The sequence below is a fragment of the Xanthomonas sp. WHRI 8932A genome (assembly GCF_035012785.1).
Classification (GTDB): domain Bacteria; phylum Pseudomonadota; class Gammaproteobacteria; order Xanthomonadales; family Xanthomonadaceae; genus Xanthomonas.
This window is the reverse complement of the sequence record NZ_JAYGQQ010000010.1, coordinates 189,962-205,675: the sequence shown is the minus strand read 5'-3', so window position 1 is coordinate 205,675 and position 15,714 is coordinate 189,962. Positions and strand designations below refer to the sequence as shown.

Genomic DNA, 15,714 nt, shown 5'->3' with positions numbered 1-15,714 from the left:
AACCCGCATGATCCAGATATCCGACAAAGCCCAAACCTATTTCCGCAAGCTCATCGAACGCGAAGGCGTGCCCGGCATGGGCGTTCGCCTGAGCGCGGTGGACCCAGGGACCCCTCGCGCAGATGCCAGGCTTGAGTTCGCAGAGCCCGCGGACCTGAGCGGCGACGAGTGGGCCATCGACTGCGACGGCTTCACGTTATATGTCGCCGCCGCCAGCGTGCCGTGGGTGGATGGTGCCGAGGTCGACTACGTCACCCAGTCCACCGGCAACCAGCAGTTGACCATCAAGGCGCCCAAGATCAAGGGCGAAGCACCAGCGGATTCTGCCTCGATGGTGGAGCGCGTGCGCTGGGTGGTGGAAAACGAGATCAACCCGCAGCTGGCATCGCACGGTGGACGTGTGGCCGTGCAGGAAGTCTCGGCCGACGGCGTGGTGCTGCTGCGCTTCGGCGGCGGTTGCCACGGCTGCGGCATGGCCGATGTCACGCTGAAGCAGGGCATCGAAAAGACCTTGATGGGACGCGTACCCGGCGTGATTGCGGTGCGCGATGCCACCGACCACGCCACCGGCGACGCACCGTACATTCCGCGCGACAGCGCGGCCTGATTCCGCGTCACCGGTGACAACGGCTGCCGATCTGCTGCAGGCGCTGCGCGCGCGCATGCCGGCCAAGCTCATTCTGGATCGGCGCACCGGCCTGCCATACGGGTGGGCGATCTGGATGCGCAACCGCGACGACGCGGCGGCACCGTTCAACGACGATCAGGTGATGGATGTGCTGTTGGCACGTCCGTCAGTTGCGCATGGCGCAGGCACTGCCGCGACGCTGACGCCGTTCCAGGCATTTCGCAGCTTGTGGTGGCAGCACTGGGAGCCACGCCCGACCGATCAGCGTCGGCAACACTGGCTCGCGCTGCTGGGAAGTCTGTTGATCCACATCGGCTTCATCGCGCTGCTGATCTGGGTGGTCACCGTGCGTTGGGCGCCGGACGACACCAAACCGGGCGAAGAGTCGCGTGTGCGCATGACCTTCATCGGCGACGGCGCAGCGGAGCAGGGGGGAGGGCAAGCAGAACCTTCGGCGGCGGCACAGGCAGCGTCTGCCGACGCTGCCGCCGCGCAGCAGGCCAGTGCGGGTGCGGCACCCGGTGAGTCTGCACAACCGACGACGCCCGCATCGGTACCGCCGCAGGCTGCCGCCGAGCCTGTCGATGCAACCAGCGCTGCGCAGACACAGGAAAGCACGCCGGAGCCGGTTGCCGCCGCTGCTAGCGAGCCGGTGACACCGGAGGTGCCGCAAGTGACGGTGCAGGTGCCGGAAGTGACGATCGAATCACCGCTGCAGGTGACCGAAACTGCGGTCGCCACCAACGAGTTTGTGGTTCCTCCACCGCCCAGCATCACCGTGGCGCCGCGAGCGATGACGCCGACCGCGCCGCAAGTGGAGGTGCGTCAGCGCGAGATCCAGACCGTGACCGACCGGCCGCAGCTGCGCGAATTGCAGCGCCCGGCTGCAGCCGTCGCCGTGCGATCTGCCGATGCACCTGCCGTGCGCGAGCGCGAAGTCGTAGTGCCGGACCGGCCGCAGGTTGCAGCACCGACTATGCGTCCCAGGGAAGTCACTCCAACCGTGCGCATGCCCGAGGTGGCGGTGCGCGCCGCGGAACTGCCCAACGTGCCGGAGCCGGCATCTACGCCGGCGCCTGTGCCGCCAACCGCACCGGCAACTGCCGCACCGACGTCGGCACCGCCTACATCGACAGCGAACGCCTCCGTTCCGCAGTCGGCACCCGCTACATCCGCGCCGCAGGCAACAGCGTCCCCGGCCAAATCCGAGCAGTCCAGCAACAGCGCTGACGCAGCATCTTCGTCAACCAAGCCCGCGACCAATACCGCTGCCGGGCCAGCAGCGGCGGACCGCAGCGGCGGCTGGGACGTCGCTGCCAATGCCGACGACTGGAGCAAATCCGACCGCAACCGTCGTGGTGAGACCACTGGTGCCAACGGCCAGCGCGATGGAATGTTCAATAGTGACGGCAGCGTGCGCGTGGCGGGGGCAGGCGATGCCGGCAAGGGAGCCGGCGACCGCGGGCCACCCGGCAGCGACACCGACACCTGGACCCGCGACCAGATCGCCCAAGGCGGCACCTGGCTCAAGCGCCCGCCGTACGGCTACACGCCGACCTCGCTGGATAAGTACTGGATGCCGAACCAGTCGCTGCTGCAGGAATGGGTACGCCGCGGCCTGAAGAAGATCGAGATCCCGATCCCGGGCACCACCACCAAGATCAGCTGCGTCGTGTCGTTGCTGCAATTCGGCGGCGGCTGCGGCCTGAGCGACCCCAACCTCAACGATCAGCCCGCCACCGCGCGACCGCCGCCGGATATACCGTTCAAGCGGGAGTTGCAGGAGGACAAGGGGGCGGTGCGCCGTGAGGGCGAATGAGGGTGCTGCACGATGAGCGTCCAGCACAGCTCGATGGAGCGAAGCGGGGCACGCGCTTGCATCAACACCGTGCGTCAATGCGCCTCCAGCTGGTGGGTGGGTGCCACGGCGTTTGCGGCGACCAAGGCGAAAGGTCTCAATGACCAGTGGCGGCCGTGAGTTTTTGAAATGGCTGGCTGCCGTCTTCATGACGGGCGATCACGCCTTGAAGATTCTGGGGCTGGGTTACGTTCCGGGCGTTGCCGAATTGGGGCGCGTGGCCTTTCCGTTGTTTGCGCTGGTTCTGGCCTACAACCTTGCCCAGCCTAACGCCGATATCGAAAAATCGGTCAAGCGCTTGTTTCTGTGGGGCATCGTTGCAACGCCTGTGGTGGCGATCGCATTTCAACGCGTATTCCCGCTGAATGTGCTGTTGTCGTTTGCGTTGGCGGCTGTGTGCATCCTGGCAATCGAACGACGTCAATGGGTGTTTTTGGCAGTGTGCGTATTACTTGTACCGGCAGCGGTCGATTATCGATGGGCTGGCGTGGCCGTCGTGCTGGGCGGCTGGGTGTTCTGGCGCAATCCTTGGCAATGGAGATTATCGAAAGGAATCTCTGCGCTGGTGTTGCTTGTACTGCCGGTGTCGCTAATCTGCTTCTTTAGCGATACGTTCTGGGCGCTATTGGCGTTGCCTCTGCTGTTGCTTGCACGCATAAACATTCCCATTCCGCGCACCCGCAGTGCGTTTTATTTCTATTACGTGGGACATCTTGTTTTTCTGATGGGGCTATTTTACGCAGCCGTGTGACGTGGAAAGTCGGTCAGGAGCATGTAGGGCAAGAAGGCGCCAGAGTTCATGCGGGACGTCAACAGTGATGGCAAGGCTGTCAGCACACCCAGCCCAGTAGAGGAATGCTAGCCCTAAAACCGAGATGTCCTGACATAATATACATTATGCGAAGTCAGGTGTTGCGTTCGGCAAGGGCGCGGCTCCGCTGGATCTGGCTTTGGATCAAGACTTGCCTGCCGAATCGTTCCCCTAGCGAAACGAAATCGCTGCATGACTGACACCTACAACCTCGACTGCAGACCACCTTGCTGGTCGGTCGGAATACAATGCCCCAAAAGCTGCGCGGCCGATCTACATCGGCGCGTGGTGACGAACCATGCCGAACTCACCGGCCCGTGGGGTCGAAGGAACGCTAGTAGCAGTAGCGTAAGGCTTCGACTCGGGGAATGTGCCGACGTCACGTGTGCCCTTTGCAATGACAGATCCTGCGAGCTGCACAGGCTGATTCTGATGACCCACCTGCCCGGTCTGCGCCTGCTGTTGTTGCTGCTGCTGGCGCACGTCCTTGTACGGGGGTTGTAAGGAGCGCCATTGCGCGCAAGCGTGCGGCACATAGGCTGTGGAAGATCGTACCGCGTGCCCTGCTCTGTCATACAGGTACAGGACGCCTCGCGCGGATCTGAGGCTGTGGGCACGCTGGACATGCAGAATACCTGCGGATCAGCGACAACCGGACGCTGATCGAACACCTCAGCAGTCCACGGCATCGTTTCAATTCGCTGATCTACCGCAGGACACGAAACCTCAGGGCGGTCCAGCTATTGCTGGGGCATACGAAGCTAGAAAGAGGGTCGGCAGGGAATCGTTACGTACAGGGCCAAAAACCAGCTAATTGATTGAAACGCAATGATAATTGCCTTGCCCCGGTGGCGGATCTCCCCCGTCTATGGGGGCCGTTCAAGGACTTTGGCGGCATAGCTCAGCGGCGCTACTTCCCTTTCAAGATCCAAGTGGTAATCGCCGAAGCGATTGATGTGGCTGGTCCGATAAGGCGACAGGCCGGCCAGGATCTCGGGCGTCAGTTCAATCCCCTCCTTCCGCATCTCAGCCAAGGTCCGGCTCATGCCCTCCACGTTGTGGAGGATGATCATGTTTGCGACCAGCTGGCTGTACTTGATGATCTTGCGCTGCTCGTGTTGGACGTTCTCAGCAATGATTCCCTGGCTGCCAAAGAACACCCATTTTACGAAGCCGTTGTACTCCTCGCTCTTGTTGGTCGCAGCATGGATCGTTTTCCGAATCTCGTTGTCATCGATGTAGCGCAGCAAGAACAGCGTTCGGACGGCCTTGCCAAGTTCCCGGAAGGCGAAGTACAGCTTGTTCTTCCGGCTGTAGGTGCCCAGCCGGCGCAGGATCGAGGACGCGGTGATCTTCCCCAAACGGATTGAGATCACCACCCGCAGCATGTCGTGGAGATGGGTGGCGATCAGTTGCCAGTCGATGCTGTCCCCGAACAGTGCCTGGATGTTCTTATAGGCCCTGCCCGATTCGGGCCGGAAGAACGTCAGGTCCTTGATGTTCCGGATCCGGGGCATCAGCTGGATGCCCAGCATGTGGGCCAGGCCGAAGACCGGATAGCTTTGCGCCTGCGTGTCGCCATGGACGATCTCAGGCTGGATGTCGGAAGTGTTGGCCAACAGGCCGTCCAGGATGTAGATGCCCTCGTGCACGCCACAGGGAATGAAGTGGCTGAACAACGCCACGTATTTATCGGACACGTGGTAGTAGCCGATGCCGCCATAGCCGCCGTAGCGGATGTGGTACTCCGACAGCAGGTTGTCTTCGTACACGCTCCACTTGGTGCCATCTGCAGACGCGCTCTTGCCGCTGCCCCAATAGCCCGGCAGGTCAAATTTGTTGTAGGTATTGATGACCTCCACGATGGCCTTCTCCAGGACATCTTCGGTCACGTATTTGAGGTTGAGCCAAGCGACCTGGCGACGGCTGAAGCCCTTGATCGACCGCGCCGTCTGCGTCGGACCCAAGTTGCAGCCATAGCAAAACAGCGTGGTGATCACCCGTCGAGGGAGATCTTCAATCTGGCTCTCAGTGCCGGCGATCGGACGGAAGAATCGGTGCAGATCCAGCCATCGGCTGGCGTCGATCAGGACATCGACGATGCTGGACTCCGGGAGCCGTTCGGCGATGAGGCGGTCCACGGTGGTAATCGCGCTGGAGACTTCGGCGCGTTGCCCCTTCCGCAGCACCAGGCGCCCCTCCAGGATGTCCGCATGCACGTTCTCCGGGAAACGCGCGTCGACCTCGTCGGCCAGGGAGGTCAATTGTGCGCGCAACCCTGCCACGAACGACTCGGCGTCGGTGGGCAGGCCTGACACCTGGCCATAGGCTTCCAGCTCCTGGGCCAAGGTGGCTTCATCGACCAGCTGCTCGCGGTAGTCATCAAACCGTTCGCTGCTGGGAATGAAGAGATCTCCGGACTTCAGCTCATCTTTGACCTGCACCAGCACGGCCAGCTCGAAGTACTTACGGTGCATCCAGCCGGCGCCTGCCGCGCTGGCCCGCTTGCCAAACACGTGCTGACGCCAGAGCTTGGACATCCAGTCAAAATCCTTCTCCGGGTCCAGGCCGAGGGAAGCAACTTCGATCAACTCACGCCGTTGGTTGCGCAGTGACAGCACGGCTGCGATCAACGGCTCCATGCCGGCATCGTGGCTGGTTGCCCGTAGATTCATCAGCTCCAGCCCATTGAACAGCAGCGGCCTGACCGCGCCGTAGGGCTGCAGCATGAAAGGCAGGTAGTTTTTCCCTGCATAGGCCATATGTTCTTCGCATTCGGCCAGCAAGGTCGACACTTCCGCTTCCAGACTGTTATCGATCGCGTCCACGCGCTGACTGTCGCTGCCGTCGAGCTGATAGGCCTGCAGGATTTCCTTGAGCTGGCCGATCAGGAAATCGGCCCGCTTGGCATGTTCGAGCTGGTAGGCCAGCAGCTTCTGCTGGGCCGTGTTCTCCAGCCCGCGCACCTGCTTGATGAACAGCTCGGCTGCGTCATCCAGCGTCTTGGCATGCTGGGCACGAATGAAGATGGTGGCCAACGCATAGCGCTTGTCCGGAGCCAATTCGGCCAGCTCGCTGGCGTCATAAGCGCGAGCCATTGCACGGAATTGCTTGAGCTTGGGCACCGGCACATCGATGGGAGGCAGCTGGTCGGCCAGCTGCTGCAGCATGCGGATGTGCTGCAGATAAAAACGAACTTCCTTGTTGGTCGGCCGGCCAGGCTCGCGCTTGAGTGAGTGCCAGCCAGTAAATCTGGAGCCTTCCGGTGCGCGCAGCAATTCGTCAATGAGCGTGCGCGTTGCGGGCGTCAGCGCGTGACTGATGCTGCGGTAGTACCCCAGATTGACCGTCTCACGCGCGCCAATGGCGGCCAGCTCCAGGGTGCGGAAGCCTGGCAGTTCGTAGCGGTGGTGCACCAGCTCTTCGAGCAGGACGTTCACGATGTCCGGGATGGTGTGCTTGGTCTGGGCTGCTCCGGTGGCCACCATGTCCAGCCAGGCCAAGCCTGATTTGTCCAAGGGACGTACCCCAATGAACTTCCGAAGCTGCGGCATATGCCGGCGCTGGCTGCCGGAGGCGTCGTAGCGTTCGAGCTGGTCGGTGTCCAATACGCGCCCGAGTCGGGCGGCCTTGGCGATGTGCTTCCGGATCCGCTCGGGCACTTCGGCCAACACCGTGAAGTAACCCAGGCGCTGGAAGAGCTTGAGATGAATCAGTACCGCCAGCTGCGGTCCCGGCTGGGTGGTCAGCTGCTTGGCGAATGCAATCTCAGCGGCGGTCGGGGTGTAGATCTCCTCCAGTTCCTTGGCGGTGGGATCAGGCTTCAGTCGCGGGTAGGCGGTCTCGTGAAGGGTAGCCATTGGATCCGAAGGTTATGAGGGGATCAATCCCAGTGCCGGCCATCGTCTGTATTGAGAGACGCTTCCAGGAAACACTGGTGCGTATCGGCCATGCGGTGCATGTCATCGAGCAACGTGGCCAGGATTTCATCCAGATCCCGGTCGGGATCGGTGGGAGCAGTCAACCGGTACTCGCTGCTGGCGGTGTTCAGCCGCACCGCCTGGAACGGGGCCAAGCAGATCTCTTCGATTCGCCCCCGGGCCTTGGCCGCGCCGCGGCCGGCGCGGGCAAACGGGGTCAGCACCATGCGCAGGCGCAGCTGCAGGGCAGATTTTCCCTCGGGCGCCGGCAGCGCCATCGTCGGAGCTGGCGAGGTTGGGCTGGGCAGGCTCGCTTCAATGCGATCCCGGGCGAACGGGTCACGCCCGTCCAGATAACGCATGGCCGACTGCACATCGCGCCAGCCCACGTACTCCATCAGCGCCTTCATGTCCCAGCCTTGGTCGTTGGCCCAGCTGGCAAAGCCGCGGCGCAGCGAATGGCTGCTGTGGAGCCCAGCATCGGCAAAACCAGCACTGGACAGCAACTCGCGCAGCAGGCGCACCAAACTGTTGGGATGGAGGCCTTCGGCGCTCACCTGGCCCCATTGGCTGACCGCCCGAAATACCGGCCCTTCTTGCAGGTCGGCCGCCTGCAGCCACACCTGGGTCGCCTCCACCGGACACAATCGCGACAACGCCGGCACCTTGTAGGTGACGCCGGCCGCCTGCCGATCGCCCTTGCTGCGCGGAAGGAAGCAGGTCATCCCCTGTCCCGGCACCAGCGTGAGATGGGCCACGTCCAGACGCAGCAGTTCATCGCCGCGGAAGCCACGCCAGAATCCGAGCAGCACTAACGCTCGGTCGCGTTGATGGCGCAGCGCCGCCACTCCGTCGCCCCGGGCATGCGCCGCCGCGATCGCGGCAGCCAACCAGTCATCGAGCTCGACCAGCCGCCGAATCTGGAGCGGCGCGGCTTGCTTGACCTGGCCCGGGTGCAGGGTCTGGATGCCTTTGAGCACCTTGCGCACCAGCGGCGCCCGGGTCGGGTCGACAAAGCCGTGGTCGCGGTGCCAAGAGGCAATGGCGGCCAGCCGGTGGCGAAGGGTGCTGGTGGCCAGGGTCTGCGCATAGGCGGCCAGGTACCGCGCCACGCTGTCCGGTGTCGCTGGGAGGTGGCCTTGCCACTCAACCTCAAAGTGCCGCAGCGCCGACGCATAGCTGCGCACCGTGTTCTGGCGCGTGGCCGCATCGAGGTAGCGGTCCAGTTCGGTCACTGGCGCGTGGCCTCCACCGAGGCCGGCTGCCGCAGCGTTGACAGGATGGTGCATTCAGCCCGCTGACCGCCGTGGCAACTGGCAATCACCCGTTCCAGCTCGCTGGCCATGCGCTGAAGGTCAGCCATGCGCGCCCGCACGTCGGTCAGATGGCTGCGGGCCAGCCGATCCACGTCCCCGCACGAAAGCTCCTCATCGCCGGCCAGCTGCAGCAGGCTGCGGACCTCTTCCAGACTGAAACCCAGATCCCGGCCACGCGCAATGAAGCGCAGCCGCTCGATGTCGGCCGGGCCATAGACCCGGTAGCCGTTCCCCGTGCGCCCCGGGCGCGGCAGCAGGCCGATCCGCTCGTAATAGCGGATGGTCTCCAGATGGCACCCGCTGGCGTCGGCAGCCTCACTGATTTTCATTCGTAGTACGCTTGACTCCGTAGTAGCTACGGACTTTACCCTCACCGGCTGTGTCATGCCAGCGGCCCGCCCGGGCCCGGCTACCCTGCGAATGGAGATGTTCCGATGAGTGATTGCGGCTGCCACCACGAGGCTAAGAACGCGCAGGAGCGGCGCGTCCTCTGGATCGCCCTAGCGTTGAACGCGGCGATGGCCGTGATCGGCGGCATCGCCGGCTGGGTTGCTCATTCCACTGGCCTACTGGCCGACGCTCTGGACATGCTGTCCGATGCCACCGCCTATGCCATTGGCTTGGTCGCTATCGGGCGCACGGCGCGCTTCAAGGCCAATGCCGCGTGGGTCAGCGGCAGCGTGCTGCTTGTGCTGGGTGTGGGCGTGTTGGTCGAGGTCGGCCGCCGCGTAATGTTCGGTGCCGAGCCGGTCAGCGGCTGGATGATTGGCACCGCCCTGCTGTCGCTGGTGGTAAACGTGACGGTACTGCGCATGCTGGCGCCGCTGAAGTCCGGCGAGGTGCATCTGCGGGCGACCTGGCTGTTCACCCGGGCTGATGTGGTCGCCAATGTTGGCGTGATCCTGGCCGGCCTCCTGGTGTGGTGGCTGGCCAGCCCGTACCCAGATTTCGTGATCGGCGCCCTGATCGGCCTGTATGTGATCAAGGAAGCCTTCGAGATCTTGGGTGATGCCCGCCGGGCACGTGCCGACGCGCGCAAGACGGCTGCATGACCAGGCTTGGCCGGCTGGGTTCTGGCCTGCGCTGGCTCCTGCTGGCGCACTTGGCCGTGGGCCTGGTGGCGCAGCCGGTGCTGGCACTGGTCGGCGAGCTGCATGCCCAGACCCATCTGGCCGCTGCCGACCGTGGCCCGGCAGTGGCGCCACCAGCTGCCGAGCGTGGCGTAGACGTCGCCCTGCATCGGCTTCAGCAGCTGGTGCTGTGTTGCAGCCAAGCCGCGCCGGCCCCTGAGATCCTGCTGGCCGTGGCGGACATCGGCCGGTATTTGCACGCGCTGGACGCCGATACGCCCCGGTATCCGCCCGCGCACCTGATCGCGCCGTTCCGACCGCCGATCGCAGGGTGAGGTCGGCCGGCATGCGCCGGCGCCCTGTCGATATCGAGAACCTTCGGAGTACTTCCATGCATGTGCGATTGGCGGCTATAGCCGCATGGCTGCTGTTGGGCGGCGCGGTGACGACGCCGGCGGCGGCGGCCGAATTGATGACTTTGGACGACGCGTTCGCGCGTGTGGCCCAAACCCACCCCGAGCTGCGCCTGGTCGATGCGCGGGCCACCGTGCTCGCTGCCGAGCGCGATCAGGCCATGCAGCGCCCACCGTGGACGGTCGGTGCCGAGGTCGAAAATGCATTGGGCACGGGCGTGGCCCGTGGTCTGGACAGCGCCGAGCTGACCTTGAGCCTGAGCTCGGTCCTGGAGCGCGGCGGCAAGCTCGATGCGCGCCGAACCCTGGCCCAAAGCCGGATTGATGCGCTGGCCGTGCACCGGGAGACCGGCCGGCTGGACCTGCTCGCCGAGACGGCGCAGCGCTATCTGGCCGTCGTTGGCGCCGACCGTCAACGCCGGCTGGCGGACGTGGATGTCGGCCAGCGCCAGCGGACCGTGGCGGCCGCCCGGCAGCGCCTGCAGGCCGGTGCTTCGCCCGAATCGGTGGTACTCACCGCGCAGGCAGCGCTGGCGCGGGCCGAGCTGACCCGTGATCGGGCCGATCAGCAGCGAATCGCCGCTCGTCAGCATCTGGCCGCACTGTGGGGCGAACGTGCTCCAAACTTCGAGGTGGCCGCGGCCGATCCCATGGTCTTGCCGGCGATCGCGTCCATGCAGACGTTGGCCGAGGAGCTGGAGCGGACTCCGGAATTGGCGCAGTTTGCCGACGCCCATCGGATCGCGCAGGCACGACTGCAGCTGGCGCGTTCGGCGGCCTCGCCGGACCTGTCCTGGCAGCTCGGTGTGCGCCGCCTGCAGGAGTCCGACGACACCGCGCTGGTGGCCAGCCTGTCCATGCCGCTGGGCAGCCGCAGCCGCGCACAGCCGGAGATTCGCGCCGGCGAAGCCGAGCTGGAGGTCCTGACGATCGAGCGCGAGGCCAAGGGCCTGTCGCTGTACTCCACGCTGGTCGAGGCCCATGGCCGTTACACCGTGGCGCAGGCCGAAGTGGCGCGGCTGCAAGGAGACGTACTGCCGAAGCTGGCCCGGGCCGAGCAGGCTGCCGAGCGCGCCTATCGCGCCGGCGCGATCAGCTATCTGGAATGGGCACAGCTGCAGTCCGAACGCACGGCCATGGCCCAGCAGCAGCTGGACGTGGCGCTCGATGCGCAGCGCGCCCTGATCGAAATTCAACGACTGACCGGCCAGGCGCTTGTCACGCCGCCGGCGGCCGCTTCCACCGGAGAGACCCCATGAATCGCTTTTCCTGGACCGCACTGGGCATGGCCCTGATGCTGGCGGCCTGCAATGCGTCGGCGCCCGATGAAGCCTCCGAAGGCGGCCACGCCGCTGAGGGCGAAGAGCACGGCGAGCACGAGGAGGCGCCGCTGGAAACCAAGATTGCCGCCAAGGCTGCGCAGGCGGCGGGTATCCAGGCCGCGCCGGCGGGTCCTGGTGAGATTGCTGACGAGCATGAGGTCCAAGGTCTGCTGACCCCGATTGACGGGCGCATCGCGCAGGTCACTGCACGCTTCCCCGGGCCGGTCCGCTCCGTGCGTGCGGGCGTGGGTGATCAGGTGCGTGCCGGCCAGGCACTGGCCACGGTAGAGAGCAATCTGAGCCTGACCACCTATACCGTCACCGCGCCGATCAGTGGCGTGGTGATGGCGCGTACGGCCGCTGTGGGCATGGCGGCGGCTGAGGGCGCGCCACTGTTCGAGGTCGCCGACCTGTCCACCCTGTGGGTGGACCTGCACATCTTCGGCGCCGACGTCCAGCACATCGGTGCCGGCGTACCGGTGACGATCACCCGCTTGAGCGATGGCGTCACGGCGCAGACCACATTGGAGCGCGTCCTGCCCGGCACCGCCACCGCCAGCCAAAGCACCATTGCGCGCGCCACCGTGGCCAACACCGATGGCCTGTGGCGGCCGGGTTCGGCGGTGAAGGCGCGGGTCACCGTGGATCGCCAATCGGCGGCGCTGGTGGTGCCGATCACCGCGCTGCAGACCGCCGAAGACCAGGACGTGGTCTACGTGCAGCAAGGCGAGACCTACCACACCCGGCCGGTCAAGCTGGGGCGCCGCGATGCCGAACGTGCCGAAGTGCTGGAAGGGCTGAAGGCCGGTGAACAGGTAGTGGTGGCCCAGAGCTTCCTGATCAAGGCCGACATCGAAAAATCCACCGTCGAAGAAGACCATTGAGGCCCGCCATGCTCGAACGCCTCATTGGGCTGTCCATCCGCCATCGCTGGCTGACGCTGGTGCTCACCGCTGCGCTGGTTGCGTTGGGCGTGTGGAGCTACCGTCACCTCTCCATCGACGCCACACCGGACATTACCAACGTCCAGGTCCAGATCAACACCCAGGCCCCGGGCTACTCGCCGCTGGAGGCCGAGCAACGGGTGACCTTCGCCATCGAAACGGCCATGGCCGGCCTGCCCAAGCTGGACTATAGCCGCTCGCTGTCGCGCTACGGGCTCTCCCAGGTCACCGTCGTGTTCAAGGACGGCACCGACCTGTACTTTGCCCGCCAGCAGGTCGCCGAACGGCTACAGCAGATCGCCTCCCAGCTGCCCGAAGGATTGGATCCGGAGATGGGCCCCATCTCCACCGGGCTGGGCGAGATCTTCATGTACACCGTGGAGGCCGAGCCCGACGCTCGCAAGCCCGACGGCACACCGTACACGGCCACGGACCTGCGCACCCTGCAGGACTGGGTGATCCGCCCGCAGCTGCGCACCACGCCCGGCGTCACCGAGGTCAACACCATCGGCGGCTTCGAGCGGCAGATCCACATCACGCCAGATCCGGCTCAGCTGGTGGCGCTGGGCTTCACGTTGAACGACGTGGTCGCGGCGGTCATGCGCAACAACCAGAACATTGGCGCCGGCTACATCGAGCGCAATGGGCAGCAATTCCTGGTGCGTGTGCCCGGCCAGCTGGCCAATCTGGAGGCGATCGGCAACATCGTGCTGGACCGGCGCGATGGCGTGCCCATCCGGGTGCGCGATGTCGCCGGCGTGGGCGAAGGCAAGGAGCTGCGCACGGGCGCGGCCACCCAGAATGGCCACGAGGTCGTGGTCGGCACCGCTTTCATGTTGTTCGGCGCCAACAGCCGGGAAGTCTCCCAGGCGGCCGCAGCCAAGCTGGACGCCGCCAACGCCAGCCTGCCCCCGGGCGTGCATGCCAAGGCCGTCTATGACCGCACCGCGCTGGTGGACCGCACCATCGGCACGGTATCCAAGAACCTGATCGAGGGCGCACTGCTGGTGGTGGTGGTGCTGTTCCTGCTGCTGGGCAATGTGCGCGCTTCGCTGATCACCGCCGCAGTGATTCCGTTGGCGATGCTGTTCACCATCATCGGCATGGTGCGTGGCGGCGTGTCGGGCAACCTGATGAGCCTGGGCGCGCTGGACTTCGGTCTGATCGTGGACGGGGCGGTGATCATCATCGAGAACTGTCTGCGCCGGTTCGGCGAGGCGCAGCACGCGCTGGGCCGCCAGCTCAATGATGAAGAGCGCTATGACCTGACGGCCTCGGCCACCGCTGAGGTGATCCGTCCCAGCCTGTTTGGCCTGGGCATCATCGCGGCGGTCTACCTGCCGATCTTCGCGCTGTCCGGGGTGGAAGGAAAAATGTTCCACCCGATGGCGATCACGGTGGTGCTGGCCCTGACCGGTGCCATGGTGTTGTCGCTGACCTTCGTGCCGGCAGCGATCGCCACCTTCCTGCGCGGCCGCGTGGCTGAGCACGACAACCGCCTGATGCGCTGGTCGCGCGCCCGCTACACCCCGCTGTTGGATTGGGCGCTGCGGCGCCGTGTCGTGGTGCTGGCAGGCGCGGCCGTGCTGGTGGTGGGCTGCGGCGTGCTGGCCACCCGCTTGGGCTCGGAGTTCGTGCCGAGCCTGGATGAGGGCGACATCACCTTGCAGCCCATGCGTATTCCCGGCACCAGCTTGGAGCAGTCGGTGGCCATGCAGGAAACGCTGGAGAAGCGCTTGGCCCAGTTCCCGGAAGTGGCCAACATCTTCTCCAAAATCGGCACCGCCGAGGTGGCCACCGACCCGATGCCGCCGTCGATGGCCGACACCTTCCTGATGCTCAAGCCCCGCGACCAGTGGCCCGACCCGCGCAAGCCCAAGGCCGAGTTGGTGGAAGAGCTGGAGGCGGCTGCCAAGGAAATTCCGGGCAGCAATTACGAGTTCACCCAGCCCATCCAGATGCGCACCAACGAGCTAATCTCCGGCGTCCGCTCGGACGTGGCGGTCAAGGTTTACGGTGACAACCTCGACCAGCTGACCCGTCTGGCCAGCCGGGTCGAGCGGGTCATGCGCAGCGTCCCCGGCGCCGAGGACGTCAAGGCCGAGCAGGTCTCCGGCCTGCCATTGCTCACCATCACGCCAGATCCGGCGGCATTGGCACGGTATGGCCTGAATCCGGGCGACGTGCAGGAAACGGTGGCCACCGCCATTGGGGGCAGTGTCGCCGGCCAGCTGATCGAGGGCGATCGCCGCTTCGACTTGGTCGTGCGCCTGCCCGAATCGCAGCGCCAAGACCCGGCTGTGCTGGCAGATCTGCCCATTCCACTGCCGGAAAGCGCCAGCGTGGACGAGTCCAGCCGCCTGGCCACCGGCGCCAATGGCGGCCCTCGTACGGTGCCGCTGCGGGAAGTGGCGAAGATCCAGGTGGAACGCGGGCCCAATCAGATCAATCGCGAAAACGGTAAGCGGCGCGTGGTGATTACCGCCAACGTACGCGAGCGCGATCTGGGTGGGTTCGTCGGCGAGCTGCGCACGCGCATCGGCCAAGATGTCACGCTTCCTGAGGGCTACTGGATCGACTACGGCGGCACATTCGAGCAGCTGATCTCGGCCACCCAACGCCTGGGGGTGGTCGTTCCGGTGACACTGGCGTTGATCTTCGCCCTGCTGTTCATGGCCTTCGGTTCGGCCAAGGATGCGACCATCGTGTTCAGTGGTGTGCCACTGGCGCTGACCGGCGGTGTGCTGGCACTGGCTCTGCGCGGGATTCCCCTGTCGATCTCGGCCGGCGTGGGCTTCATCGCACTGTCGGGCGTGGCCGTACTCAACGGCCTGGTCATGATCGCCTTCATCCGCCGTCTGCGCGAACAGGGCGATCTTCTGGACGACGCTGTCCGGGACGGCGCCCTTGGACGCCTGCGGCCGGTGCTGATGACCGCCCTGGTAGCCTCGCTGGGCTTCCTGCCCATGGCCTTGAATGTCGGCGCCGGATCGGAGGTGCAGCGCCCGCTGGCCACTGTCGTCATCGGGGGGATTGTGTCATCCACCGCATTGACCTTGTTGGTGCTGCCGGTGCTCTATCGTTGGCTGCATCGCGACCGAGCTCCCCGCGGCGATCGCACTGCCTTGGAGTCCTCGAAATCATGAACGAGATCAACCTGGAACAGGTCCGCGCGGCGATGTTTACCGACCCGGGTGTGAAGGCGGTAGACGACCTACGCCTGGTCCCCGGCAAAGAAGATGGCCGTGCGATCGCGGCCACCATCACCGTCGCTGCCCCCTCAGTTGACTTGGACTTGGTGCACGCGGTGACCGCCCGCGTGCTGGCCGACCAATTCGGCATCGATCAGGTCATGCTGTGCTTCAACGATCCGGGTCCGGTGCCGCCGCCCCCCACCGCGGCACCCTTGAAGAAGATGTGATCGCCTGCGGC

General features: G+C 65.2%; 12 protein-coding genes. 9 read left to right on the top strand and 3 right to left on the bottom strand.

The window, feature by feature from the left end; genetic code table 11:
* Window positions 1–7 precede the first annotated feature (7 nt).
* The 3 genes from VC212_RS17415 to VC212_RS17405 all read left to right on the top strand — a co-directional run bounded on the left by VC212_RS17415 (window position 8) and on the right by VC212_RS17405 (window position 3,237).
* Window positions 8–607: an NfuA family Fe-S biogenesis protein gene (locus VC212_RS17415; RefSeq protein ID WP_055854241.1), complete on the top strand. Its 600-nt coding sequence runs from the start codon at window positions 8–10 to the stop codon at window positions 605–607.
* A gap of 13 nt (window positions 608–620) precedes the next feature.
* Window positions 621–2,447, top strand: coding sequence for a transmembrane repetitive protein (locus VC212_RS17410; RefSeq protein ID WP_323526482.1), 1,827 nt, complete (start codon window positions 621–623; stop codon window positions 2,445–2,447).
* 139 nt (window positions 2,448–2,586) lie between these two features.
* Entirely contained in the window at window positions 2,587–3,237 is a 651-nt protein-coding gene (locus VC212_RS17405; RefSeq protein ID WP_323526481.1) for a TraX family protein, read from the top strand.
* Window positions 3,238–4,163: 926 nt separating this feature from the next.
* On the opposite strand, the gene VC212_RS17400 is transcribed toward VC212_RS17405, so the two are convergent.
* The 3 genes from VC212_RS17400 to VC212_RS17390 are packed head-to-tail and all read right to left on the bottom strand — an operon-like array spanning window position 4,164 to window position 8,862.
* Window positions 4,164–7,157: a Tn3 family transposase gene (locus VC212_RS17400; RefSeq protein ID WP_323526480.1), complete on the bottom strand. Its 2,994-nt coding sequence runs from the start codon at window positions 7,155–7,157 to the stop codon at window positions 4,164–4,166.
* Between the two features lie 23 nt (window positions 7,158–7,180).
* Window positions 7,181–8,452 carry a site-specific integrase gene (locus VC212_RS17395; RefSeq protein WP_323526479.1) on the bottom strand — a complete coding sequence of 424 codons (1,272 nt, stop codon included), beginning with the start codon at window positions 8,450–8,452 and terminating at the stop codon, window positions 7,181–7,183.
* Window positions 8,449–8,862, bottom strand: coding sequence for a helix-turn-helix domain-containing protein (locus VC212_RS17390; RefSeq protein ID WP_070206137.1), 414 nt, complete (start codon window positions 8,860–8,862; stop codon window positions 8,449–8,451). Before VC212_RS17390 ends, VC212_RS17395 begins: the two co-directional genes overlap by 4 nt.
* Before the next feature lie 105 nt (window positions 8,863–8,967).
* On the opposite strand from VC212_RS17390, the gene VC212_RS17385 reads away from it, so the two are divergent.
* From VC212_RS17385 to VC212_RS17360, 6 genes are read left to right on the top strand one after another with little or no spacing between them, the layout of a single operon-like run.
* Window positions 8,968–9,585 carry a cation transporter gene (locus VC212_RS17385; RefSeq protein ID WP_057681761.1) on the top strand — a complete coding sequence of 206 codons (618 nt, stop codon included), beginning with the start codon at window positions 8,968–8,970 and terminating at the stop codon, window positions 9,583–9,585.
* Window positions 9,582–9,938: a hypothetical protein gene (locus VC212_RS17380; RefSeq protein ID WP_057681760.1), complete on the top strand. Its 357-nt coding sequence runs from the start codon at window positions 9,582–9,584 to the stop codon at window positions 9,936–9,938. Before VC212_RS17385 ends, VC212_RS17380 begins: the two co-directional genes overlap by 4 nt.
* A 56-nt stretch (window positions 9,939–9,994) precedes the next feature.
* Window positions 9,995–11,275: a TolC family protein gene (locus tag VC212_RS17375; protein ID WP_323526512.1), complete on the top strand. Its 1,281-nt coding sequence runs from the start codon at window positions 9,995–9,997 to the stop codon at window positions 11,273–11,275.
* Complete coding sequence (locus tag VC212_RS17370) at window positions 11,272–12,222, top strand: efflux RND transporter periplasmic adaptor subunit (protein WP_323526477.1); 951 nt, start codon at window positions 11,272–11,274, stop codon at window positions 12,220–12,222. Before VC212_RS17375 ends, VC212_RS17370 begins: the two co-directional genes overlap by 4 nt.
* A gap of 8 nt (window positions 12,223–12,230) precedes the next feature.
* Window positions 12,231–15,428 carry a CusA/CzcA family heavy metal efflux RND transporter gene (locus VC212_RS17365; RefSeq protein ID WP_323526476.1) on the top strand — a complete coding sequence of 1,066 codons (3,198 nt, stop codon included), beginning with the start codon at window positions 12,231–12,233 and terminating at the stop codon, window positions 15,426–15,428.
* Window positions 15,425–15,703, top strand: a complete 279-nt coding sequence (locus tag VC212_RS17360) for a hypothetical protein (protein WP_005996620.1) — start codon at window positions 15,425–15,427, stop codon at window positions 15,701–15,703. The genes VC212_RS17365 and VC212_RS17360 overlap by 4 nt, the downstream gene beginning before the upstream one ends.
* Window positions 15,704–15,714 lie beyond the last annotated feature (11 nt).